Genomic DNA, 22,265 nt, shown 5'->3' on the forward strand with positions numbered 1-22,265 from the left:
ACAGCGTATGGGCGAGGGCCCACCTTCCGCCTCGGATGGTGGGGGACTACGTTCTGTGGCATGACCGGCTTGCTCGAGCGGCTGCAGGATGCCATGAACAGTCATGATGCGCAGCGCATGGCGTCCTTGTTCGCCGACGATTATGAGAGCTTCCAACCCGCGCATCCGAGTCGCGGCTTCGGCGGAAGCGCCCAAGTGCTGTCCAACTGGACCTCGGTGTTCGAGGGGATTCCCGACTTCACGGCGCAACTGCTCTCGTCCGCGGTCGACGGCGACACCGAGTGGGCGGAGTGGGACTGGGCGGGCCACCATACAGACGGTGCGCCGTTCGCGGTGCGCGGAGTGGTGATCATGGTCGTGCGTGACGGGTTGGTGGAGCGGATGCGCCTGTACCTCGAGCCCGTGGAGGTCGGCGGTGGCGACATCGATGCTGCCGTCCAAGAGATGTACAGGCCGCCCGCCGCGGACTCCGCCTGAGCGGCGACGGTCAGCGGAAGTCCCGGGATTGGTGCTGCACGCCGACCCTCAGGTCTTCGAACCGATCGGCGAGCAGGTTCGTCACTCCTTCGATCGAGCGCTCCAGCATCCCTCGCACGATGAGAGCAGGAGAATCGCGGACCACCCGCCGGTAGTGGTTCCACACCCCGACCGAGCAGATCACGTTGACGAGGCCATGTTCGTCCTCGAGATTCAGGAACGTGATGCCGGATGCCGTGGCCGGCCGCTGGCGGTGCGTCACAAGACCGGCGACCTCGACGCGTCGACCCGTCTCGTGCGAACGCAGTTCGCGCGAGGTGAGCACCCCTCGCGCATCCAGCCCGGAGCGATAGTGCGTCATGGGATGGTCGTCGGTCGAAATGCCGGTCGCCCACAGGTCTGCGGCGAGCACCTCGTAGCTCGTCGGGTCGGTGAACAGGGGCGGCTGCACCGAGACGAGGGAATCGGGAAGGAACTCGACGCGATCCTGCGCGGCGGAGCCGGCGAGCCAGATCGCCTCGCGCCTCGTGAGTCCCATGCTCTCGAACGCACCGGATGTCGCGAGCGCCTCGATCTGGGCGGCCGTCAGCCCGGTACGCCGCACAAGGTCGCGGAGATCGCGGAACGGCCCGTTCGCATCGCGCGCGGCGACGATGCGCTGCGCGACCGCGGTGCCGATCCCCTTGACGCCTGCGAGGCCGAGTCGCACCGCAAGGTTGCCGTCCCGTCGGTGGTCGGCGGAAACGTCCGGAGCGTGCAGGTCGAACGGCGGCACCGGCGGCTGCACCCGGTGCGTGCACGAGTCGAGGCCGGTGGGCGGCATCACTTGCCTGGTCGCCTCGCCCGCATCCGCCGCCCCTGCTCCCCCTGCCTGCCCTTCGACGAAATCAGGAGAATCGACCAAATCAGGATCGATTCCACCGAGAACGTCCTTACTTGGTCGATTCTCCTGATCCGGAGGACGGCGCTCAGCGAACAGGTCGGGTTCGGCGCGTTTCGGCTCGGTCGCTGCGCTCCCTCGCTCAACGACCGGGGGTTCCGCGTCGGTCGCTGAGCCTGTCGAAGCGTCCGCTACCACGCCGGACCCTTCGACGAGCTCAGGGACCGGCCGGCGCTCAACGACCGGGGTCACCGGCTCGAGCAGCGCCTCGACGCCTGACGCGTGCAGATCGGGACGGCGCACCTCGACACCGTGGCGACGCGCATCGGCCACGAGCGACGCGGGCGAGTAGAACCCCATCGGCTGCGCCCGCAGCAGTCCCGCAAGGAACGCGGCGGGATAGTGCAGCTTGATCCACGAGCTCGCGTAGACCAGCAGCCCGAACGACAGCGAGTGCGACTCCGCGAACCCGAAGTTCGCGAACGCCTGGATCTTCGCATAGATCGCGTCGGCTTCTTCGCCAACCAGCCCGTTCGTGGCCATCCCTTCGTAGAGCTTCTCGCGCAGCGACTCGATCCGCTCGACCCCGCGCTTCGAACCCATCGCGCGACGGAGCAGGTCGGCATCCTCACCAGAGCACTCCCCCACCGCCATCGCCATCTGCATGAGCTGCTCCTGGAAGACGGGGATGCCGAGCGTGCGCTCGAGCACCGCCTCGAGCTTGGGATGCGCGTAGGTCACCGGCTCGTAGCCGAGCTTGCGTCGCACGAACGGGTGCACCGCCCCACCCTGGATCGGACCGGGCCGGATGAGGGCGATCTCGATCACGAGGTCGTAGAACCGCCGCGGCTGCAGGCGCGGCAGGAGACCCATTTGCGCACGCGACTCCACCTGGAACACCCCGATCGAGTCCGCACGGCACAGCATGTCGTAGACCGCCTGCTCCTCCTTCGGGATGGTCGCAAGCTCCCACTCCTCCCCCGTGGCAGCGCGGATCATGTCGAAGCAGTACTGCAGGGCGGCGAGCATCCCTAGTCCGAGCAGGTCGAACTTCACGAGCCCCATCCATGCGGCATCCTCTTTGTCCCACTGGATCACCGTGCGGTTCTCCATACGCGCGTGCTCGATGGGCACGACCTCTCCCACTGGCCGGTCGGTGAGAACCATCCCGCCTGAGTGGATACCGAGGTGGCGCGGCGCCTTCAGCAGCTCGGACGCGAACTCGATGACCTTGTCGGGGATGTCGTGCTCCGGTCCCGTGGACAGCGTCGCTCCCCACTGCTCCACCTGCTTGGACCAGGCGTCCTGCTGCCCGGGCGAATGTCCGAGTGCCTTGGCCATGTCGCGCACGGCATTCTTCGGCCGGTACTGGATGACGTTCGCCACCTGCGCGGCGCGCTCCCGCCCGTACTCCGCATAGACCCATTGGATGATCTCCTCACGGCGGTCGGAGTCGAAGTCCACGTCGATGTCGGGCTCCTCATCGCGCAACGAAGACAGGAACCGCTCGAACGGCAGGTCGTACGCGATCGCATCGACGGCCGTGATGTCCAGCAGATAGCAGATGGCGCTGTTGGCGGCAGAGCCGCGACCTTGACACAGGATGCCGCGCCGCCGCGCCTCCTGCACGATGCCGTAGACGATCAAGAAGTAGCCGGGGAAGTCCTTGAGCTCGATGACCCCGAGCTCCTTCTCGATGCGCTTGCGGTTGTCTTCGGTGAGATCGGGGTACTTGCGCGGCACGGCCTCCCACACGATCTGGCGCAGCCACGACATCGGAGTATGTCCCTCCGGCACCTTCTGCTTCGGCAGCGCGGGCTTGGCACGCCGCAGCGGAAAGGCGAGCTCATCGGCGAGCGCGACGGTGCGGGCAACGGCATCCGGATGCCGCACGAACCGCTCCGCCATCTCAGCACCCGACCGCAGATGTGCCCCCGCGTGCGCCGGCAGCCATCCGTCGAGCTCGTCGAGCCCCCGGTTCGCGCGCACGGCCGCCACCGCAGCGGCGAGCAGCTGCCGCTGCGGCACCGCGTAGTGCACGTTGTTCGTCGCGAGGAGCGGCAGCCCGCGTTCCCGGGCGAGCCCGGCGAGCACTTCGTTGTCACGCGTGTCGAGCGGATTGCCGTGATCGATCAGTTCGACATGGACGGCATCCTGGCCGAACAGCCGCACCAGCCGATCGAGCTCGAGCGCCGCGGCATCGGCCCCGTCGGCAGTGAGTGCACGGCGCACCGCGCCCTTGCGGCATCCGGTCAGGACGGCGAAGTGCCCGTCCGCCTGCGCGGCGAGCTCGTCGAGGTGGTAGACCGGCCGTCCCTTCTCGGCCCCTTGCAGCTGAGCGTGCGTGATGGCGCCGGCGAGCCGGTGATAGCCCTCCTCGCCCCGGGCGAGCACGAGCAGATGCGCACCGGTGGGGTCGGGCTCGCCGTTCTGCGGCTTGGGAAGCTCGAGCGAGAGCTCGGCACCGAAGACCGTCTTCAGCTGCAGCGTTTCGGAGGCTTCGGCGAAGCGCACAATGCCGTAGAAACCGTCGTGATCGGTGATCGCGAGCGCATGAAGGCCGAGCCGCTCGGCCTCTTCGGCCATCTCTTCGGGCGAGGACGCGCCATCGAGGAACGAGAACGACGAATGCGCGTGCAGTTCGGCATAGGGGATCACCTCGGCCGGACGATCGATCTTCGGCGCGACATAGGGTCCGCGCTTGCGCGACCACGCGGGACTGTCGCCGCCGTCGGCACCCGCGGGTGGACCGCCCGGCCGCCGGCGATCGCTCAGCACCCGCTCGATCTCGGACCACGGCACCGAGGGGTTGTCGAAGCCCATCAGCCAGCCACCGTCCTGGGAGGTTCGGCGCGTTTCGTCTCGCTTCGCTCGCTCAACGACCGGGGGTCGGTGCTCGGTCGTTGAGCGGGGGAGCGAAGCGACCGAGACGGAACGCCCTCAGTCATAGCTCGCCTCGACCGTCCATGCATCGCCCTCGCAGACCAGGAGCCAGGCGCTGCCGTCGGCATCGACGACCTGGAACCGATGCGCGCGACGTGCGCGCGCGGCGTCCCACCCCCGCTCGACGATCGGCCAGGGGCCGGTCCATGCCTCGATCGTTCGTCGGCGACCGCCCTCGGCGAGCATCGCCGGCACCGCCGACACGTTCCCCCGCTCGTCGACGTCGACGAGCTCGCCTCCGAGCGCCGTCACCTCGACGGGGATCGGCTCGGCGAACACGGTTGCCGGCAGCGGCTCGGGCAGACTCCCCGGCCATGGCCGTGCACGCTGCGCCGCGAGTCCGCCCCGGCCGCGGGCATCCCGATCGCGCGCATCCCGATCACCCCATGGCACGAGCACCTGGCGTTCGATGAGCCACCGCCCACCCCCGATCGCCGGCGTGACGACGCCACGGTGTCCGAGCATCGCCTGCACGCGCGAGAGGGCGTGATGCACGCGCTCTTCGGGACCGCCTCCGAAGATCGCCGGAGCATGGTGGGATGCCGCATCCACCGCCTCGGGAGAGATCCGCACCACCGCGACCCCGCTGCGGAGCGGGTCCTCCTCAATGGGGCTCCGCCCCAAACCCCCGGCTTGCTGACGCGCGCCAATGGGGCTCCGCCCCAAACCCCCGGCTTGCTGACGCTCGCCCACTTCCTCAGCGAGCTGCCACCGCACCCGGTCGACCACGGCCGAGGCGTCGAACGAGCCGGGATGCAGCCATACCCGCTCGCTGCGCTCGCCCCGGTCGCCGAGCAACTCGACCCGCAGCTCGGTGCACACCAGGTCGACGGCGCCGAGTCCGGCGATGAATGCATCTGCCGCCATCCGCATGCCGAACGCGACCTGGTCGGCGAGTTCGAGCGGCGGCTCGAACGCGACCTCGCGATGGAGCTCGGGAGGAGGCGTACGCGGCTCGACGGGTCGCGAATCGCATCCGGACGCGAAGTCGTGCAGGCGGATGCCGCGCTCGCCGAATCGCTCTCTCACTCGGTCGGGTGCCATTGCGGCGAACTCTCCGAGCGTATGGACCCCGAGCCGAGCGAGCAGTCCCACCAGATCTGCCGGGGCGACACCGGGAGCGAGCGCCGAGCCGGTGCCGAGCGACGAGACCTCGAGCACCGCGACGGACAGCGGAGCGAGGAAGCCCGCCGCCCCGCCGGCGGGCACGACGAAGACCGGGTCACCTGCGGTGGTGGCTGCCTTCGCCGCCTGTTCGGCGGTGAAGGGGCCGTCGGCGACCCCCGCCCGCACCCCGTCGAGCCCGGACTCGCGAAGCACTCCGAGCAGGACGCGCGCCGCCTCGGCCTCTCCGCCGTAGTACCGTGACGGACCACGCGCCCGCAGGGCGCACAGCCCCGGTCTCACCACCTGCACGCCCGGGGCGCGCTCCTCGATCCGCGTCACGACCGGCGCGAACGCACGGTGATCACGCGCGGCATCGGCAGTGATGACCTTCAGGCCCGGGCAGCGCGCCTGCGCATCGCGTCGGCGCTGCCCTCTGCGAACGCCCTCGGCGCGAGCGGACGCTGAGCAGGCCGTGACGAGGTTGTGCTCCATCACGGCGACAGGCAGCTCGGCATCGAACGGGGTCGCACCATCGCGGGTGAGCGCGGTGACCGGCCAGTCGGGGAACCACAGCACCAGGCTGCGCGCCGGAGACTCGACAGCCATCTCAACTCACCGCCCTCGCGGCGACCGGCTCGAACCGCGGCTGCGCGAATCGCCCGGGCGCTGTCGCCGACGTCCGCGAAACAGTGCCGATCGCCGAGACTGCGCCGATCGCCGGTGCGACCGCGACTCCGCCGGCGGCATCCGGAAGCAGCAGTCGCTCCTGCCGGGGCCGTGGCCAGCGGCGGCTCGACGATGTGACCGTGATCGCACGCCCGTCGAGATAGCCATGACCGTGCCCGACACCCGTCCACACCGGGTCTCGGGCCTCGAGCACCGCCTCAGCCTGGGGCCATGGTCCTTGCACGAGCAGCACCGCTCCCCGATCGCGCAATCGGGCGGCGAGCCGTGACACCTCGGCATCCGGAGCGCGACCGGGTGGCCGCACGGCGACCACCGGCAGCACCTCGGAGACGGTGGCGGTGACCGCGAGCCACCGGGGACCGGGATCGGGGATCAGGACGAGCCGCGAGAGATCGACCCCCATCCCCTCTGCCGCTTCGGCACCGAGCCGGGGCATGCCCACCACCCCGCACCAGGCTCCGGACTGCGACGGATGGCCGAGGAGGGCGAGCAGCAGCGAGGTCGAACGCGGCAGCGAATACGCCGCCCCCGGGCGCAATCCCCCACCTGGAAGCAGCGAGGCCAGCGCAGGATGCACCGGCAGCACCGGCGCGTCGAGCCTTCGCCCCTGCACCCGCTCGAGCTGAGTTCGCAGCCGCAATATCTCTTCGGACTGCTCAGGTTCCTCGAGCGGCTCTGGTGCGTGCGATGTCGTGAGTTGCACGCTCGCCCTCATTTCCACAGACTAGAACAGATGTTCTAGCACGTCAACCGCAGGAGATGAGGTTACCTCAGACTTCCGACACTTATGTTCGAGAGTTCACCAGCGTGTGATCACGCATCGGTCAGCTCAGCGGTGGTCGCGATGCGGGCGAATCCACCCGCCTGCAGATCGAGCGCGGTCGTCGCCATGAGCTCGGCCGCCGTGCGCGTGACGATGCCGAGGCCCGCGACATCCGCCTGCAGATCGAACGTGCGCGTCGCATCGAGCACCACCGTGACCTCGTAACCGAGGTTGCCTGCCATCCGCGCCGTCGTCTCGACGCACATATTGGTCTGGATGCCGCACAGCACCAGTTCGCCGATGGCCCGTTCCGTGAGCCATGCGTGCAGATCGGGGTCGCCGTAGAACGCGGAGTTCACGTTCTTCGTCACGAACAGCGCTGGGTCGATCGCCGCGACCGGATCGACGAGCGCATTGCCCGGATTGCTCGGGTGCAGCGGGGATCCCGCCGAAACGGAGTCGTGACGCACCACGACGATCGGCTCACCCGCCGAGGCCCACGTCGCCGCAAGCCCTGCGACGTTGGCCTCGCAGTCGGGGTTCGTCGTCGCGCCCCAGAAGTCGAGGTCGTCGAAGGCTCGCTGCATGTCGATCACGATGAGGGCTCGGGTCATGAGCCCATCCCATCACGGGGTGGGGACGTCGAGAACCACAGGCGTTTCGTCTCGCTTCGCTCGCTCAACGACCGAGGCGTTGTGAACCGCTACGCGGCGAGGGCGAGATATGGCTCCCAGCGCGGATCGGTGCGATCGGTTCCGCGAACGGTCCACTGCACGCCTCGCGGCGGGCGCGGCGTGATCCGCAGGTCCCAGTTCATCTCCTGGGGGGTCCGGTCGCCCTTGACGTTGTTGCAGCGCAGACAGCATGCGACGAGGTTCTCCCACGAGTCCGCGCCGCCGCGTGAGCGCGGCAGAACGTGATCGATCGTCGACGCGGACTTGTCGCAGTAGGCGCAGCGGTGAGCGTCTCGACGCAGCACTCCACGCCTGGTGACGGGGATGTGCCGGCCACCGGGCACCCGCACATACCTGGTCAGGATGATGACCGCAGGGCGGTCGTACGCGCGCCTCGTCCCCCAGACCGGATCGCCGTCCGTGTGTTCCACGATGACGGCCTTCTCGTTCATGACGAGCACGAGAGCCCGTTTGAACGACACGACGGCGAGCGGCTCATAGCCCGCATTCAGCACCAGAGTGCGCATTCCTCATCCTCTCGAACGGCCGGGACGGCTTCCCGGTGATTCGAACTACCAGACGATGAAATGGACTCAGGGGCATGAAAAAAGGCGCTGTCTCACAGACAGCGCCTTGACGCCACGGCAATGCCGCAGCATCCACTCGTGTGATGCCGAAGGACAAGACGTCCAAGCGCATCCATGGTTCGGATGCGTGGTGTGCTGCCCATCGGCTCCCCTTCGCTTCTCTCAGCGTCGGCTTTCAGGCTAACGTACGCCGAAGACGCGAGGGTCACACGCGACTGTGAACAGGCGGTGGCGTGTCGGGAACTATCCGGCGTTGGCGTTGAGCCACGCCAGCGGGTCGACGACCGAGCCGTTGATGTGGACCTCGAAGTGCAGGTGGTTGGCAGTCGAGCTGCCGGTGCTTCCGACCTGGCCGATCATCTGGCCGGCGGCCACCGTCTGTCCGGACTGGACCAGCCGCGTGCCGTAGGTCATGTGACCGTAGAGGGTGGAGACCTGCTGGCCGCCGATGACGTGGTCGATGGTGACGCAGACGCCGTACCCGCCGAAGCTCTCCTGCGAGACCCTGACGACCCCGGCTGCTGCGGCGTAGATGGGCGTTCCGGCGGGAGCCAGCATGTCCTGACCCTGGTGGTAGCCCGAGTCCCACAGTCCGCGTCCCTGGATGAAGCTGAGGAGCGGCCAGCGGACTTCGCCGCTACCCGGCGACACCAGCGTGATGTCGCCCGAGAAGGTCGAAGCAGAAGAAGAGGAAGCGGCGGCGGTCGCCAGCTGACGTGCTCGCGCTGCGGCGGCGGCGGCGGCTGCCTCCTTCGCCTTCTTCTCGTCGATCTCTTCCTGCGTCGTCGCCGAGTAGCTCTCGCGCGTCAGTTCGGATGCGCTGGCATCGGAGGCCACGACGAGGGATTGGGCGTTGTCGGCTGCGACCTGCTGGACGGTGAGGGCTTCGTCCTGCGGGCTCGCTGCACCGAAGGCCGGGATCGCGATCGTGGCGACGAGGCCGCCGACCATCGTCAGGATGGCAAGGCTGCGAATGGGCTTGGCGATACGGCCGGACTTCTTCGCCGCCGGGCGACGAGACGCGGGGCGCACCGCTTTCGCGGGTCGCGCGACGCTGGAACGCGCACGCGAACGACGGGTCAGACTCGTCGCGGCGCTCTCTTCATCGTTCGCGGGCGAATCGATCGCTTCAGCCAATAGGTCCTCCGGCGCCTCTGCGCCGTGGCGCTGTCTCGTCGGCATTCAGTGTTCGGGCACGATATGCGGGCTTCACCACGCGAACGACGAGTCGATGAGGCGATTCGCGCGGGATCCGTTGGCGGGCTTCTCGCCTAGTGGACTTTTCGAGGCTACCGGAAGGTAACGAATATGTCACGTTCGCCCGACTGGCAGTCGCCTGTGCATGCGCGGAACGCGGCGCGCGGCATCCGCTCGCCTCGCCGGATGCGACTCGATCAGACGCGATCGTCGACGAGGAAGATGTGCGACGCGACCTCGATGGGCAGCTCGAGACCTTCGTCGCTGCCGTGCATCTCCACCAGGACGTAGCCCTCGTTGTAGCGGTAGTCGCCCGTCGCTCCAGGCAGGACGCCGGCGCCCTTGAGCTGCTGCAGCAGCTCGGGGTCGACCTGAGCGGGCTCGGCGAGCCGTCGCACGGTGCCCGTGATCGGCTCGCCCGCGTCGTTGAGGCGGCGGACGAGACCGACGACCCCCTTGCTGAAGCCACCCGCGGGGACGTCGCCCAGCTGGTCGAGACCGGGAATCGGGTTGCCGTAAGGAGATTCGGTGGGATGGCCCAGCAGCTCGACGAGCCGGCGCTCCACCTGCTCGCTCATCACGTGCTCCCAGCGGCACGCCTCTTCGTGCACGTACGCCCAGTCGAGACCGATGACGTCCGACAGCAGTCGCTCGGCCAGGCGATGCTTGCGCATCACGTCGATGGCCTTCTGGCGACCGGCGCCGGTCAGCTCGAGAGAGCGGTCCTCCGTCACCACGACGAGGCCGTCTCGCTCCATCCGTCCGATGGTCTGCGACACGGTAGGACCGGAGTGGCCGAGGCGCTCCGAGATGCGGGCGCGCAGCGGAACGATGTTCTCTTCCTCGAGCTCCAGGATCGTTCGCAGGTACATCTCGGTGGTGTCGATGAGATCTGTCATTCGCGGCATCCTCGGGCTCTTGGGGGGTGTCTCCAGCCTATCCAGTGCGGAGGATGCCACGGCCTGCGCGGCGCGCCTCCCCCGCCCTCGCCGACATCGCGTGCAACGGGATCGGTGGCGCAATCGCGTGCTCCCTAGAATCGAGCCATGCCCCACGTCGAGCTTCCCCGTGATCTCCTTCCCTCAGACGGACGCTTCGGCTGCGGGCCGTCGAAGGTGCCGCAGGCGCACCTGGATGCGCTCGTCGGCCGCGGATCCGCGCTCATCGGCACGTCGCATCGTCAGGCGCCCGTCAAGGACCTCGTCGGCCGGGTCCGCTCACGCGTCACCGAGCTGTTCCGCGCGCCGACCGGCTACGAGGTCGTCATCGGCAACGGCGGTTCGACTGCGTTCTGGGATGCCGCGGCCTTCGGCCTCATCGAGGCCCGCAGCCAGCACCTGGTGTTCGGCGAGTTCGGCGCCAAGTTCGCCGCCGCGGCCAAGACACCGTGGCTGCAGGCACCCGACGTCCGCGAGGTGCCGGCAGGGACGCGCACGGTGGCGCAGCCACTCGACGGCATCGACGTATACGCCTGGCCGCACAACGAGACCTCGACCGGCGTCTCGGCTCCGGTCTCGCGGGTGCGCGGCGATGACGGGGCGCTCACCGTCATCGACGCCACGAGCGCCGCAGGAGGTATCGACTTCTCGGTCCACGAGGCGGACGTGTACTACTTCGCGCCGCAGAAGAACCTCGGCTCGGACGGGGGCCTGTGGTTCGCCATCGTCTCGCCGGCCGCCGTCGAGCGCATCGAGCGGATCGCGGCGTCCGGCCGCTACATCCCCGAGTTCCTCAGCCTCAAGAATGCGCTCGACAACTCGCGCCTCAACCAGACCCTCAACACGCCCGCCCTCGCGACCCTGTTCCTGCTCAATGAGCAGCTCGCGTGGATCATCGACGAGGGCGGTCTGCAATGGGCGGATGCCCGCACGCGCGAGTCGTCGCAGGCGCTCTACGACTGGGCCGAGGCATCCGCCTTCGCCACCCCGTTCGTCGCCGACCCCGCCGACCGATCGCAGGTCGTCGTCACGATCGACTTCGACGACTCGGTGGATGCGGCTGCCGTTGCGGCGAGCCTGCGGGCGAACAGTGTCGTCGACACCGAGCCGTACCGCAAGCTCGGCCGGAACCAGCTGCGCGTGGCGACGTTCGTCTCGATCGAACCGGATGACGTCCGCCAGCTGATCCGCTGCATCGACTACACGATCGAGCGCCTCTAGCATCGAGCGAGGAGATCACGATGGAGACGGACTCGACCACGGCCGCTCCGGCGGAGCCCGCGGCGGCGCATCAGCCGAGACCGCAGGCGCGCACGCTCGATCGCCGCGAGGACGTGCTCCGCGCGGCGATGAGCGTCTTCGGGCAGCGCGGCTACAACAAGGGCGCTCTCGTCGAGGTGGCCGAACAGGCCGGAATGACCCACGCGGGAGTCCTCCACCACTTCGGCAGCAAGGAAGCCCTGCTGGTGGCGATGCTGCAGTACCGCGATGGCCAGGAGGCCGCCGGCGTTCCCGGTCGCGCGCAGACCGAGGGCCCGGCATTCCTGGGGCACATGCTCGACACGGTGGTGGAGAACACCGGCCGACCGGGTGTCACCCAGACCTACACCGTTCTCTCGGCCGAGTCGGTCACCGAGGGCCACCCCGCGCAGAGCTACTTCCGCGACCGCTTCACCGTGCTTCGCGACAAGATCGCCGGCGTGCTCGCGGAGGTCGCGGGTCGCGACGCCGAAGAGAGCGAAGTGCGCGACGATGCGACGGCCCTCATCGCTCTGATGGACGGCTTGCAGGTGCAGTGGCTGCTCGACCCGCATGCCGTGGACATGCCGCGCGTAGTCGAGAAGGTCATGGACGAGCTGGTCGACCGGCTGACTACGCGAGCACCCGCACCGCCGTTCCCGCGCCCGCAGGACTGAGAGCCTCAGTCTTCGGAGTCGTCACCCTCGACCGGGTCGTACTCGTCGTCGTCGGCTTCGTCAGGCTCGTCGTCGTCCGAATCGTCTGAGGCGTCTTCGGAGTCCTCCTCGAGGTCGTCATCCTCGATCTCGAACTCCTCCACGTCCGACTCGTCGTCATCCGAATCGTCCTCGTCGAACTCTTCGTCGTCGAACTCTTCGTCGTCGGAGTCCTCGTCGTCGGAGTCGTCGTCGTCGTCGGAGTCATCGTCATCGTCAACGTCAACGGAGTCGTCGAGCTCGTCGATGTCGACGCCGTCGACATCGCCCGCGTGCAGGATCGGAGACCCATCGTCGTCGAAGTCGGCGGCATCCAGATCGTCGACGTCGTCGAGGTCGACATCCGCGTCGTCGGCGTCGGTCTCGTCGACCACGGTCTCGGCGAGCGCGGCCTGAGCGGCCTGGTAGTCGGCGAGTCGCTCGGTCCACGGCACCCAGTCGTGCGCGAGCAGCGCACCCTCGCCGGGCAGCAGCTCCACTTCGAGGACCGTCGGCTCGGCGTCCTCGAGGCGAGCGAGGCTCACCGTCCAGAACCACCCCGGGTACCCGGCGAGCGTGTTCTCGAATCGCAGCGACACGACGCCGTCGGCCTCGAGGCGGTAGTCCGCCGGTTCGCCCACGGATGCGGCGGGGGTGATCTCGTGAAGCGCGGCCAGCGCCAGGTCGCGTGCGTTCAGCAGGGCAGGATCAGCGACCGCGACGGGCGCGGCTACGTCCTGCGCGGCCACGTCGTCCGCGACCGCGTCATCGGGCGCGTCATCCGAATCAGGCGTCGAGTTCATCCGCCACCTTGCGCAGAACCGCAGCGACCTTCTTGGCGTGGGAACCGCTCGGGTAGCGACCGCGGCGCAAGTCCCCGCCGATGCCGTCGAGGAGCTTGACGAGGTCTTCGACGATGATGGCCATGTCGTCGGCGGGCTTGCGCGACCGCTTGGCCAGGCTCACCGGCGCCTCGAGAACGCGGACTGAGAGGGCCTGCAGACCCCGCTTGCCGTCGGCCACGCCGAACTCGAGTCGCGTGCCCGGCTTCGGGGCGGCTGTGCCGGCGGGCAGGGCGGTGGCGTGCAGGAACACGTCCTGGCCGTCATCGGCGGCAATGAAGCCGAAACCCTTCTCCTCGTCGTAGAACCTGACCTTGCCGGTGGGCATCGAAACCTCGCTGTGGATCGCACCGCTGTCTGCGGGCATGACGGAACAGAGAACGACTGATCCCCTCCCCCCAGCCTACGGCAAGGCGTACCGACCGATAGGCTGAACCGGATGAGCAATCCCACTCCCGGGGCGGTCCCGCCCGTGCGCCGGATCGACCGCGTCCTCGCATTCATGTCGCTCGGCCTCGCCGTGGTGGCGATCGGATGCTTCTTCGCGATCGTCATCGCGCGCCCTGCCGGCGTGACCGACTTCACCGAAGGTATCTGGCCCCTCGTGGTCGTGTTCCCGTTGATCGCGTTGCCGATCGCCTTCCTGATGATCATCGCGCTGCTGATCATGAGCTTCGTCCGGAGGGCTCGGGCCAACCGAGCGGACTGAGTGGTCTCCGACGAGCGTGCCCTAGCGACCTGGCTGGCCGAGCGCGATGATGTCGCTCTGGCACGCCTCCTCGCCGATCGCGGTGTCTCACCGTCGATCGGCTGGCACGACTTCTTCGACGCCGCCGAAGGCCTGCTGGATCCCGCATCCCTCGATCGCGCACTCAGCCGGCTGCCCGGCCGTGAACTCGCGGCACTCGCAAACGGGGACCCCGGTCCATCGAAGCACCTCGGTTCGCTCGCGCTGCTGGGTCAAGACGGTCGGCCGCTCGCATCGGTGGTCGATCGTCTCACCGCGCTGATCAGCGAGCGGCCGGACGCGATCGCCGGCGAGCCGCTCACCGATCATCCGCGTGCATCCGGCGAGACATCCGCCGCCGCGGCGGCCGAAAAGGCGTTCACCACGTCGGGCGCACTGGCGGATGTGCTGCTGGCCTGCCTCCATACGCCCCTTGCGCGCACCGGTGCGGGCGCCATCAGCGCGGCAGACCGCAAGCGCCTCATCGAGGCCGGCGCCGTCGGATCTCCCGAAGAACTCGAAGACCTCGTCGAGTCCGCCTCCGCGGCCGGCCTCACGCGGCCACTCGAGCGCGAGTGGGTCGTGACCGAGGCCGGCGAGCGATGGTTGGAGTCGGCGACGGCCGACCGGTGGACCACGGTCGCGGAGGGCTTCCGTGCCGCGCTGCCCGAGGGCCTGCGCACGGCGTCGGGCGGGTTCGCCGGCGCCGAGTACTGGCCGCGCGCTTACCCGCTCGACTCGGAGTGGCCGGCGCGCGCGGCACGCCTGCGGCGCATCGCTGAACTGTGGGGCCTGCTCGACGCCGACGGCGCCGAGCCGCCGTGGACCGTCGCGCTGCGAACCGGCGAGAATCCCGATCCCGCTCCCCTGACGGCCCACTTGCCTCCCGAGATCGATCGCGTTTACCTGCAGGCCGACCTCACGGCGATCGCGCCGGGGCCGCTAGCCCCTCATCTCGACCTGCGCCTGCGCGGCATCGCCCGGCGCGAGTCTCGCGCACAGGCATCCACCTACCGCTTCACGGGCGATTCGCTCGGCGCGGGCATGACCGAAGGCGAGACTGCCCAGTCGATCCGCGAATTCCTCGCCACGATCTCGCTCACCGGCATCCCGCAGCCGCTGGACTATCTCATCGAGAGCACCGCTGCTCGCCACGGTCTCGTGCGAGTGCGGGTCGACGTCGCCACGGATCGAACGCGCGTCGAGAGCCCCGAGCGCGGCCTGCTAGACACCATCGCCGTCGACCAGGCGCTGCGCCCGCTGGGCCTGGTGCATGACGGTGATTCCCTCGTCTCGCGGGTCACCCGAGAGGCCGTGTACTGGTCCCTTGCCGATGCTCGCTACCCCGTCGTCGCGATCGGTCCGTCGGGCACGCCCGAGCCCCAGCACCGGCGTGCTTCGAAGTCCCCGAGCACCGCACCCGGTGATCCGCGCGACGTCTACGCGCGCCTCATCGGGATCCTGCGCGGAGGCCACAGCATCGACGGCGAGGCGGCGTGGCTCGGTCGCGAGCTGGAGCAGGCGGTGCGCGCCCGCGCAGCGATCATCGTCGTGGTCCGGATGCCGGACGGCAGCGAGCGCACGTTCACCCTCGAGGCCTCCGGGCTGGGCGGCGGGCGTCTGCGCGGGCGCGACAAGGGAGCCGACATCGAGCGGACGCTGCCCGTCTCGAGCATCGTCAGCGTCCACGCCGCATGACGGCAGCCCCGGTCCTGCGCACGGATTGCCCGGGTAGGATCGATCCTTATGGCTGACGGTCCCCTCATCGTGCAGAGCGACCGGACGGTGCTGCTCGAAGTCGCCCATCCGGATGCGGAGAGCGCGAGACACGAGCTCGCCATCTTCGCCGAGCTCGAACGTGCGCCCGAGCACATCCACACGTACCGCATCACCCGGCTGGGCCTGTGGAACGCACGGGCCGCCGGCCATGACGCCGACGACATGCTTGCGACGCTCGACCGATGGACCCGGTTCCCGGTGCCGCCATCGGTCTCGATCGACATCCGCGAGACCGTCGGGCGCTATGGGCGTCTGGTGATCGAGCGCGATTCGGTCGCCGGGCATGGTGACGGCGTTCTCGTGCTGCGATCGACGGATGCCGCGGTTCTCGCCGAGGTGTCGAAGAACAAGCGCATCCAGCCGCTGCTCGTGGGCCAGCCCTCCCCCGGCACGTACGTGGTCGACGCCTGGGCCCGTGGCCACATCAAGCAGGAGCTGCTCAAGATCGGCTGGCCCGCAGAGGATCGCGCGGGGTACACGCCGGGGACGCCGCATCCGATCGAGCTCGACGAGTCGGAATGGCAGCTGCGGCCCTACCAGCGCCAGGCGGTGGACATCTTCACCGAGGGCGGCTCCGGGGTCGTGGTGCTGCCGTGCGGCGCGGGGAAGACGCTCGTCGGCGCGGGCGCCATGGCTGAGACGAAGACCACCACGCTCATCCTCGTCACCAACACCGTGAGCGCCCGTCAGTGGCGCGATGAACTGCTGAAGCGCACGTCTCTCACCGCCGAAGAGATCGGCGAGTACTCGGGCCAGATGAAAGAGATCAAGCCCGTCACGATCGCGACCTACCAGATCCTCACAGCGAAGCGGAAAGGCCAGTACGCCCACCTCGCACTCCTGGACGCCCTGGACTGGGGTCTCATCGTCTACGACGAAGTGCACCTGCTGCCGGCACCGGTGTTCAAGCTGACCGCCGATCTCCAGGCGCGGCGGCGACTCGGTCTGACGGCCACGCTCGTGCGCGAGGACGGCCGCGAGGGCGACGTCTTCAGCCTGATCGGACCCAAGCGCTTCGACGCGCCGTGGAAGGAGATCGAGGCCCAGGGCTTCATCTCGCCCGCCGTCTGTTACGAGGTGCGGGTCGATCTCCCGGCCGGCGACCGGCTGGAGTACGCCGCCGCGGCCGACGACGAGCGCTACCGCCTCGCGGCGACCGCACCCGCGAAGATCGGGGTCGTGCGACAGCTCGTCGAACGCCACAGGGGCGAGCGGATCCTGGTGATCGGGCAGTATCTCGACCAGATCGATGTGCTCGCCGAGGCGCTCGACGCGCCGAAGATCACGGGCGCGACGCCCGTCGACGAGCGCGAGGTGCTGTACCAGGCCTTCCGGGTGGGCGAGATCTCTCTGCTCGTGGTGTCGAAGGTCGCGAACTTCTCGATCGATCTGCCCGAGGCATCCGTCGCCATTCAGGTGTCGGGGTCGTTCGGCTCGCGGCAAGAAGAGGCGCAGCGTCTCGGACGCCTGCTGCGGCCGAAGGAATCCGGCAACACTGCGAGCTTCTACACCTTGATTGCGCGCGACACGGTGGATCAGGATTTCGCCCAGAACCGTCAGCGATTCCTCGCCGAGCAGGGCTACAGCTACACGATCCTGGACGCGGACGGGATCGCGGCCTGATCAACCCGGCTTCCGCGAGCAGGCTCGCCGGTTCGCCCGACCCTGACGAGTCATCGGAGCAGACTGTCCACCGGGACGTCGGTGTCGGTGAGGGCGCCCCCGTCGACGCGGTCACCGGTTCGAATGAGTTCTTTGATGGCTTTCTGAACGCCCCCCACGTTCACATTCATCCCGCCGACGACTCGGCCATCGTCGACCCACCATGCGATGAATTCCCGCCCCTCGACATCACCGCGGATCAGCAGCTCGGCATCCTTCATGAGCGGCGGATAGCCCGACAGCTCCATGCCCAGATCGAACTGATCCGTGTAGAAGTAGGGGATCCCGTCGTGCACCGCGTCGGCGCCCATCATCACGCGAGCCGCGACGGCACCCGCTCTGCGCGCGTTGTCCCAGTGCTCGCTGCGCAGGTGCCGCTGGATGACGGGATGGTAGGCGTTCGCCGCATCTCCCGCTGCGTAGACGTCCGGCGCACTCGTGCGCAGTGAGGCATCGGTGAGGATGCCGTTGTCGAGAGTGATTCCGGCCGCCTCGGCGAGTGCCGTGTTCGGCACCGCCCCCACTCCGATCAGCACGAGGTCGGCAGGCACGGTTTCGCCGTCGACGACGACGCCCGCCGCGCGACCATGACCGACGATCCGCTCCACCTGTACGCGGGTGCGCAGATCCACGCCGTTCTCGATGTGGAGGCGACGGAACACCTCACCCATCACGGGGCCCACCGCGAGCGCCAGCGGCACGGGGTCGCGCTCGAGCACGGTGACCTCATTCCCCAGCGTCCGCGCGGTCGCCGCGACCTCCATCCCGATCCACCCCGAACCGATCACGACGAGCCGCCTCCCGCCTTCACGCAGCTCGGCGGCCAGCGTGTCCGAGTCCTCGAGGCGCCGGAGCGTCTGCACACCCTGCAGGTCGTGTCCCTCGAGAGGCAGCACACGAGGTGATGCGCCCGTCGCCACGAGCACCGCGTCGTACGCGAGCATGCCTCCGTCGGTCTCGAGCCGATGCGCGACGGGGTCCAGCCGGGTCGCCGTCGTGGAGATGCGCAGCTCGATGTCGCGGTCGGCGTACCAGGGGGCGGGATGGAGGACGGCTGCATCCAGACCCTCCTCGCCCGCCAGATAGCCCTTCGACAGCGGTGGGCGCTGATATGGCGGATGCGGCTCAGCGGCCACGATCGTCACATCGCCGGCGAAACCGTCCTTGCGCAGCGTCTCGGCGGCTTTTCCGGCGGCCACTCCCCCGCCGACGATCACGATGTGCGACACGGCTCCTCCTCGATGGATCCGCCACTCCCACCCGATGCGCGCGGAGGGTGGCACCCCTTGCTGTGGGTGCTCCGACGATAGATCCGGCGGTCTCTTTTGTCAAGATCCGTCGTTTTAGAGATATGCTCGCCACATGGAATCGATCGCCGTCAACCGCGTGGAAGCCGTCGGCGTATTGAGCGACCCGCTTCGGGGTGCGCTCTACCGTCTGGTCGCGGCATCCGATCACCCCGTCTCCCGCGATGAGGCGGCACAGGCCACGGGCGTGCCGCGGAGCACGGCGGCGTTCCACCTCGAACGCCTGGTCGAGGTGGCCCTCCTGACCGTCGAGCACCGGCGACTGAGTGGACGTTCCGGGCCCGGAGCAGGCAGACCCACGAAGCTGTACCGCGCGTCGCAGGTCGACGTCATGGGGAGCGTTCCGGAGCGACACTACGAATTCGCCGGCGAGCTCCTGGCGGCATCCATCGAGCGCGCCGAGCGCGATGGCATCACCGCGCGCGAAGCTCTCGGCGCGGAGGCCTACGAACGGGGGCTCGCCCTTGGCCATGCGGGCGGGACCCTCGAAGACGCCCTCGTCGCGTGCGGATACGCCCCGGCCGAAGACGGCGGGAGCGCGATCACTCTCGAGAACTGCCCTTTCCACGCCTTGGCCGCGCGTCACACCCCACTCGTCTGCGGTGCGAACCTCGCTCTCCTGCAGGGCGTGGTGGACGCGACCGGCGATGAGCGGATCCCCACGCTCGAGCCTTCCGAGAGACGGTGCTGCGTCGTGGTGCGTCCACCGGCACGGGCCGGCTCGCCGGCCTGAGTCCGGCCGCTCCGCCGGATATCCAGCGCGGTGATGGGATACCTCGCCATAATGGCACCATGACCGCACCTCGCATCCTCGTCGTCGACGACGAGCCGAACATCCGCGACCTGCTCATCACGAGCCTCCGATTTGCAGGATTCCAGGTCAAAGCAGTGTCGAACGGCGCTCAGACGATCTCGGCAGTCCTCGAGGAGGAGCCGGACCTGATCATCCTCGACGTCATGCTCCCCGACATGAACGGGTTCAGCGTCACCAAGCGGCTGCGCGGTGCCGGATACACCGCGCCGATCCTCTTCCTCACCGCCAAAGACGAGACCGAGGACAAGATCACAGGCCTCAACGCCGGCGGCGACGACTACGTCACGAAGCCGTTCAGCCTCGACGAGATCGTCGCCCGCATTCAGGCGATTCTGCGGCGCACCATGCAAGCCGACGAAGAGTCGATGATCCGCGCCGGTGAACTCTCGATGGACCAGGACACGCACGACGTGCTCGTGGGCCATGTCTCGATCGACCTGAGCCCCACCGAGTTCAAGCTGCTGCGCTACCTCATGCTGAACCCCAACCGCGTGCTGTCGAAGGCCCAGATCCTCGACCACGTGTGGGAGTACGACTTCAACGGAGACGCCGGAATCGTCGAGAGCTACATCTCGTACCTGCGCCGCAAGATCGATCCGCACTCCTCCGAGCCGCTCATCCAGACCAAGCGCGGCTTCGGCTACATGCTCAAAGCGGGCAAGACCGCCTGAGCGGCGGCCGATCCGAGGGGGCTGCTCTGGCGAAGAAGACGGATGCGGTCACCGGCTGGTGGCGCGGCATCAGCCTGCGCGCCAAGGTCACGGGTGTCACCGTCACCCTGCTGGCCGTTGGGCTCATCGCCGCGGGGCTCGGCACGGCGGTGTTCCTTCGCAACGCGCTGATCGCGAGCGTCGATGCCCAGCTCGTTCAGCTGGTGGGCACGGATGTGACAACCCCGCTCTTCACGGTGAGAGTCGTCGACGGTCAGGCTTACTTCATCCCGGACAGCACCGCCGCGCCCACGAGCTACTTCGTCGCCGTGTACAGCCCCGACGGGGCTCTGCTGGCGAGCGCCGGTGGAAGCGGAGCCCCCGACCCGATCTTCCCCGAGAGCAAGACCGTCGAGAACACGGTGACACAGGGAACGTCGCCGTTCCCGATTCCGAGCTCCGCGGGAGGTGCGCCCTACCATGCGAGCATCGACCTGATCGAGGTCGCCGGTGTGAGGGACAACTACACGCAGCTCGTGGCCCTCCCCCTGGCTCCTACGAATCAGGTCGTGGCGCAGTACATCGGCATCTACAGCCTGCTCGCACTCGTCATCCTGATCGGCAGCGCATTCCTCACCCGCTGGCTGGTCACCCTCACGTTCCGAAGCCTCGGGCAGGTCGAGTCGACCGCCATGACGATCGCCGCCGGCGACTTCAGCCAGCGCATGACCGACATCGAGCCGATGAAGACCGAGGTCGGGCGTCTCAAGCGGGCGATCAACGCCATGCTCGACCGCGTCGACGCCGCCCTCTCGCAGCGGGACGCCACCGTCCGCCAGATGCGCCGTTTCATCGGCGACGCCAGCCATGAGCTGCGCACCCCTCTCGTGACGGTGCGCGGCTATGCCGAGCTCTACCGGATGGGCGCGATCAGCGGCGACGACAACATCCACCAGGCGATGGACCGCATCGAGAAGGAGGCCATCCGGATGGGCCTCCTTGTGGAGGACCTGCTCGCCCTCGCGCGTTTGGACGAGCGGCGGGATGTCGTGATCGGTCCTGTCGATCTGCGGCCGGTGGCACGGGATGCCGCGCTCGATGTGCGCGCCGCATCCCCCCTGCGTCAGGTCACCGTCATCGACACGACGCTCGAAGACGACGAACCCGCTCCCGTCCCATCCCCCCCGGCCGAGCCGCCGGGAAAGCGGCGCGCACCGTCGGCGCCCTCGGCGATCGCCCGCGCCGGAGGCGCCACCCTCTCGCTGCTGCGCCGTCGGCCGCGCCCGGTGTCGGCCAGCGACGTGACAGGGGCGAACGAGTTCCCTCGGCTGACGCCTGTCGAGCTCGGCGAGCAGGAGGGCTTCGCCACCGGGCTCGCGGCGCCGATCGTGCACGGCGACGAAAACCGGATCCGGCAGGTGGTCGCCAACCTCCTCGGCAACGCGCGACGCTTCACATCGGAGGACTCCCCCATCGAGCTGCGGGTCGGCGTCGACTTCGGAACGCGGATGGGGTGGATCGAGGTCGTCGACCACGGCGAGGGCATCCCCGACCCGATCAAGGAGAAGATCTTCCAGCGTTTCTGGCGAGCCGACACGTCGCGCGCCCGCGAGACCGGCGGCACCGGCCTCGGGCTGTCGATCGTCCTGTCGATCATCGAGGCCCTGCACGGCTCGGTGGCCGTCCTCGACACTCCGGGCGGTGGCGCGACGTTCCGAGTCGGCTTCCCCCTCGTCGACGAACGGGATGCCGCCGAGCACCTGCATCTCGAGACCCAGCCGATCGAGCGCCTGACGCTCAGCGACGGCGACTGACACCACCCAGTTCACCTCTCCTCCCCAGCCCGTCCCGCCGTGGAGGTCTACACCGTGGACGACGGATGCCGCGGCACCGAGCAGCACCGCATCTAGCGTTTCGGAACAGCGGGTCAGGCATCCGGCCGCCCGACTGACTCGAAGGAGCCTCCCTTGGCCGTCTACTCCGTCGACAGCGACGCCGTCCTCGCCACCACCGCCGCAGTCCGCGGCACCATCGATCGCCTGCAGAACGAGACCAACGCGATGATGAGCCACCTCTCACAGCTGCAGGCGTCCTGGACCGGATCGGCGTCGGTGGCGTTCCAGAGCATCGTGGATCAGTGGCGTGCGACGCAGCGCCAGGTCGAAGACTCGCTCGCCGGCATCAACACGGCGCTCGGCGTGGCAGGGCGTCAGTACGCCGAGGCCGAGCTGGCGACCGCGAACCTCTTCCGCTGACGCTGGAAACGACGGATGCCCCGACCCAAAGGGCCGGGGCAT

The 22,265-nt window shown here is 68.7% G+C and carries 20 protein-coding genes; 10 read left to right on the forward strand and 10 right to left on the reverse strand.

Going from position 1 to position 22,265, the window contains the following annotated elements; translation table 11 throughout:
- The first annotated feature begins 60 nt into the window (after window positions 1-60).
- Window positions 61-477, forward strand: coding sequence for a nuclear transport factor 2 family protein (locus ABD188_RS16535; RefSeq protein ID WP_344064793.1), 417 nt, complete (start codon window positions 61-63; stop codon window positions 475-477).
- Between the two features lie 10 nt (window positions 478-487).
- Here ABD188_RS16535 and ABD188_RS16540 read toward each other — a convergent pair whose 3' ends face one another.
- From ABD188_RS16540 to ABD188_RS16570, 7 genes are all read right to left on the reverse strand, one after another.
- Window positions 488-4,180, reverse strand: coding sequence for an error-prone DNA polymerase (locus ABD188_RS16540; RefSeq protein WP_344064795.1), 3,693 nt, complete (start codon window positions 4,178-4,180; stop codon window positions 488-490).
- Window positions 4,181-4,297: 117 nt separating this feature from the next.
- A complete protein-coding gene (locus tag ABD188_RS16545) occupies window positions 4,298-6,013 on the reverse strand; it encodes a DNA polymerase Y family protein (RefSeq protein ID WP_344064798.1) in 1,716 nt (571 codons plus the stop codon).
- A 1-nt stretch (window position 6,014) separates the two neighbouring features.
- Entirely contained in the window at window positions 6,015-6,797 is a 783-nt protein-coding gene (locus ABD188_RS16550; protein WP_344064801.1) for a hypothetical protein, read from the reverse strand.
- 110 nt (window positions 6,798-6,907) lie between these two features.
- A complete protein-coding gene (locus ABD188_RS16555) occupies window positions 6,908-7,471 on the reverse strand; it encodes a cysteine hydrolase family protein (protein ID WP_344064804.1) in 564 nt (187 codons plus the stop codon).
- 89 nt (window positions 7,472-7,560) lie between these two features.
- A complete protein-coding gene (locus ABD188_RS16560) occupies window positions 7,561-8,058 on the reverse strand; it encodes an HNH endonuclease (protein ID WP_344064807.1) in 498 nt (165 codons plus the stop codon).
- Between the two features lie 303 nt (window positions 8,059-8,361).
- Window positions 8,362-9,300: a M23 family metallopeptidase gene (locus ABD188_RS16565; protein WP_344064810.1), complete on the reverse strand. Its 939-nt coding sequence runs from the start codon at window positions 9,298-9,300 to the stop codon at window positions 8,362-8,364.
- A 212-nt stretch (window positions 9,301-9,512) separates the two neighbouring features.
- Window positions 9,513-10,214: an iron-dependent transcriptional repressor DtxR gene (locus tag ABD188_RS16570; protein WP_344064812.1), complete on the reverse strand. Its 702-nt coding sequence runs from the start codon at window positions 10,212-10,214 to the stop codon at window positions 9,513-9,515.
- A gap of 147 nt (window positions 10,215-10,361) precedes the next feature.
- On the opposite strand from ABD188_RS16570, the gene serC reads away from it, so the two are divergent.
- The gene (serC, locus tag ABD188_RS16575; RefSeq protein ID WP_344064815.1) at window positions 10,362-11,474 is read left to right on the forward strand and encodes a phosphoserine transaminase; all 1,113 of its coding nucleotides are present in this window, start codon (window positions 10,362-10,364) and stop codon (window positions 11,472-11,474) included.
- Between the two features lie 20 nt (window positions 11,475-11,494).
- Entirely contained in the window at window positions 11,495-12,169 is a 675-nt protein-coding gene (locus ABD188_RS16580) for a TetR/AcrR family transcriptional regulator (RefSeq protein ID WP_344064818.1), read from the forward strand.
- Window positions 12,170-12,174: 5 nt separating this feature from the next.
- Here ABD188_RS16580 and ABD188_RS16585 read toward each other — a convergent pair whose 3' ends face one another.
- Both ABD188_RS16585 and ABD188_RS16590 read right to left on the reverse strand, forming a co-directional pair.
- Window positions 12,175-12,990 carry a DUF3027 domain-containing protein gene (locus ABD188_RS16585; protein ID WP_344064821.1) on the reverse strand — a complete coding sequence of 272 codons (816 nt, stop codon included), beginning with the start codon at window positions 12,988-12,990 and terminating at the stop codon, window positions 12,175-12,177.
- A complete protein-coding gene (locus ABD188_RS16590) occupies window positions 12,974-13,357 on the reverse strand; it encodes a cold-shock protein (RefSeq protein WP_344067183.1) in 384 nt (127 codons plus the stop codon). Before ABD188_RS16590 ends, ABD188_RS16585 begins: the two co-directional genes overlap by 17 nt.
- A 111-nt stretch (window positions 13,358-13,468) precedes the next feature.
- Here ABD188_RS16590 and ABD188_RS16595 point away from each other — a divergent pair, with 111 nt between their 5' ends.
- From ABD188_RS16595 to ABD188_RS16605, 3 genes are read left to right on the forward strand one after another with little or no spacing between them, the layout of a single operon-like run.
- Window positions 13,469-13,738: a multidrug ABC transporter ATPase gene (locus ABD188_RS16595; protein ID WP_344064824.1), complete on the forward strand. Its 270-nt coding sequence runs from the start codon at window positions 13,469-13,471 to the stop codon at window positions 13,736-13,738.
- Window positions 13,739-15,454, forward strand: coding sequence for a helicase-associated domain-containing protein (locus tag ABD188_RS16600; protein WP_344064827.1), 1,716 nt, complete (start codon window positions 13,739-13,741; stop codon window positions 15,452-15,454). It abuts the gene before it with no gap.
- A gap of 48 nt (window positions 15,455-15,502) precedes the next feature.
- On the forward strand, window positions 15,503-17,158 hold the full coding sequence (locus tag ABD188_RS16605) for a DNA repair helicase XPB (protein WP_344064830.1): 1,656 nt from the start codon (window positions 15,503-15,505) through the stop codon (window positions 17,156-17,158).
- A gap of 50 nt (window positions 17,159-17,208) precedes the next feature.
- On the opposite strand, the gene ABD188_RS16610 is transcribed toward ABD188_RS16605, so the two are convergent.
- Window positions 17,209-18,426, reverse strand: a complete 1,218-nt coding sequence (locus ABD188_RS16610) for an NAD(P)/FAD-dependent oxidoreductase (protein ID WP_344064834.1) — start codon at window positions 18,424-18,426, stop codon at window positions 17,209-17,211.
- A 133-nt stretch (window positions 18,427-18,559) separates the two neighbouring features.
- On the opposite strand from ABD188_RS16610, the gene ABD188_RS16615 reads away from it, so the two are divergent.
- From ABD188_RS16615 to ABD188_RS16630, 4 genes are all read left to right on the forward strand, one after another.
- Window positions 18,560-19,237: a helix-turn-helix transcriptional regulator gene (locus ABD188_RS16615; protein ID WP_344064837.1), complete on the forward strand. Its 678-nt coding sequence runs from the start codon at window positions 18,560-18,562 to the stop codon at window positions 19,235-19,237.
- A gap of 59 nt (window positions 19,238-19,296) precedes the next feature.
- A complete protein-coding gene (locus ABD188_RS16620; RefSeq protein WP_344064840.1) occupies window positions 19,297-19,989 on the forward strand; it encodes a response regulator transcription factor in 693 nt (230 codons plus the stop codon).
- Between the two features lie 149 nt (window positions 19,990-20,138).
- Window positions 20,139-21,782: a sensor histidine kinase gene (locus tag ABD188_RS16625; protein WP_344064844.1), complete on the forward strand. Its 1,644-nt coding sequence runs from the start codon at window positions 20,139-20,141 to the stop codon at window positions 21,780-21,782.
- Between the two features lie 153 nt (window positions 21,783-21,935).
- Window positions 21,936-22,223: a WXG100 family type VII secretion target gene (locus tag ABD188_RS16630; protein WP_344064847.1), complete on the forward strand. Its 288-nt coding sequence runs from the start codon at window positions 21,936-21,938 to the stop codon at window positions 22,221-22,223.
- The last annotated feature ends 42 nt before the right edge of the window (window positions 22,224-22,265 follow it).

The sequence above is a fragment of the Microbacterium pumilum genome, assembly GCF_039530225.1.
GTDB lineage: Bacteria > Actinomycetota > Actinomycetes > Actinomycetales > Microbacteriaceae > Microbacterium > Microbacterium pumilum.

Coding starts and splice junctions, on each gene's coding strand:
- ABD188_RS16535 (WP_344064793.1), top strand. CDS start 61: ATGACCGGCTTGCTCGAGCGGCTGCAGGATGCCATGAACAGTCATGAT.
- ABD188_RS16540 (WP_344064795.1), bottom strand. CDS start 4,180: ATGGGCTTCGACAACCCCTCGGTGCCGTGGTCCGAGATCGAGCGGGTG.
- ABD188_RS16545 (WP_344064798.1), bottom strand. CDS start 6,013: ATGGCTGTCGAGTCTCCGGCGCGCAGCCTGGTGCTGTGGTTCCCCGAC.
- ABD188_RS16555 (WP_344064804.1), bottom strand. CDS start 7,471: ATGACCCGAGCCCTCATCGTGATCGACATGCAGCGAGCCTTCGACGAC.
- ABD188_RS16560 (WP_344064807.1), bottom strand. CDS start 8,058: ATGCGCACTCTGGTGCTGAATGCGGGCTATGAGCCGCTCGCCGTCGTG.
- ABD188_RS16565 (WP_344064810.1), bottom strand. CDS start 9,300: ATGCCGACGAGACAGCGCCACGGCGCAGAGGCGCCGGAGGACCTATTG.
- ABD188_RS16570 (WP_344064812.1), bottom strand. CDS start 10,214: ATGACAGATCTCATCGACACCACCGAGATGTACCTGCGAACGATCCTG.
- serC (WP_344064815.1), top strand. CDS start 10,362: ATGCCCCACGTCGAGCTTCCCCGTGATCTCCTTCCCTCAGACGGACGC.
- ABD188_RS16580 (WP_344064818.1), top strand. CDS start 11,495: ATGGAGACGGACTCGACCACGGCCGCTCCGGCGGAGCCCGCGGCGGCG.
- ABD188_RS16585 (WP_344064821.1), bottom strand. CDS start 12,990: ATGAACTCGACGCCTGATTCGGATGACGCGCCCGATGACGCGGTCGCG.
- ABD188_RS16590 (WP_344067183.1), bottom strand. CDS start 13,357: ATGCCCACCGGCAAGGTCAGGTTCTACGACGAGGAGAAGGGTTTCGGC.
- ABD188_RS16595 (WP_344064824.1), top strand. CDS start 13,469: ATGAGCAATCCCACTCCCGGGGCGGTCCCGCCCGTGCGCCGGATCGAC.
- ABD188_RS16605 (WP_344064830.1), top strand. CDS start 15,503: ATGGCTGACGGTCCCCTCATCGTGCAGAGCGACCGGACGGTGCTGCTC.
- ABD188_RS16615 (WP_344064837.1), top strand. CDS start 18,560: ATGGAATCGATCGCCGTCAACCGCGTGGAAGCCGTCGGCGTATTGAGC.
- ABD188_RS16620 (WP_344064840.1), top strand. CDS start 19,297: ATGACCGCACCTCGCATCCTCGTCGTCGACGACGAGCCGAACATCCGC.